The sequence below is a fragment of the Luteitalea sp. genome (genome assembly GCA_009377605.1).
Lineage (GTDB): Bacteria > Acidobacteriota > Vicinamibacteria > Vicinamibacterales > Vicinamibacteraceae > WHTT01.
This window is the reverse complement of the sequence record WHTT01000231.1, coordinates 1-922: the sequence shown is the minus strand read 5'-3', so window position 1 is coordinate 922 and position 922 is coordinate 1. Positions and strand designations below refer to the sequence as shown.

The 922-nt window shown below is 60.3% G+C and carries 1 protein-coding gene; it reads left to right on the top strand.

Annotation, left to right across the window (positions count from 1 at the left end):
- Nucleotides 1-225: 225 nt before the first annotated feature.
- A complete protein-coding gene (locus GEV06_28685) occupies nt 226-519 on the top strand; it encodes an AAA family ATPase (GenBank protein MPZ21823.1) in 294 nt (97 codons plus the stop codon).
- The last annotated feature ends 403 nt before the right edge of the window (nt 520-922 follow it).

The following is a 922-nucleotide window of genomic DNA, read 5'->3' as shown; positions in this document are numbered from 1 at the left end:
AGCCGATCTGATTCACGTAGACATTCACTTCTAGACTTCGGGAAGCGGATTGAGCCGACACGGTCGTCAGGTCGACTTGCATGCAGAGCCAGAGGGCCAGCAGCCACCGAACAGTCTGCCTACTTTTGAGTAATGAGCAGATAACTTTCATGGCTAGTTGCCCTCCCAGGCCACACCTGTACTTGCGCTACCGCTGATTAAGGATAACGGACTCCAGAGGCCATCATGAACCACTCGCCGCTTCTGGTCCATCCCGGCATTACCGCCGACGGCTTCAACACTATGTCCTGTGCCACATTCTGTAGGCACATAGGATTTTCTAGATTGGTGTTCTTCGTCGAGAACCTGGGCTTTATAACCCCGACTGACGCCCGCCAGATCAGCCTCGCAGACGCGCTGCGGTTCGAGCGCGTCCACGCCGAGCCCTACGAAGCACTGGGCTATGAGTGCGTCCGCATCGCGCCCGGACCACTGTCGGAGCGGGTCGAGGAGATCAAGCAATCGGCCCGAACGCGATGAACTGCAAGCACATTACGGGACAACCCTTAGAGGGTTGACGTTCTGGAAGCTCTAGTCATCAACGCTTCGGCGAGCGTAAGCAGAATACTACCTTGGCAGACTGAGGTCTCTCTACTCGGCTTAAGGCCAACCAGTGCCGTATGACGATCGTCACACGGCGTCATCAACAGAAACCCAAACCTCGGCCCCGCAGGTCAAGCTCGACACGTTGCCCGAAAAGCCCAGTTGCGCGACGCCGCGGGCGGCTTGGCGATCGCGCGTCGTTCGGGGTGGCCTGCCCGCCGGTGGAGATGACGTCGGCGCCCCCGCCGATATCGGTCGGGATGGGTGGCAGGCGGCGCGTGCGCGGCGTTTACCCGCCCGCCGCGAGTGCACGCGCCGCGGCAGTGATCAGCGAGTCCAT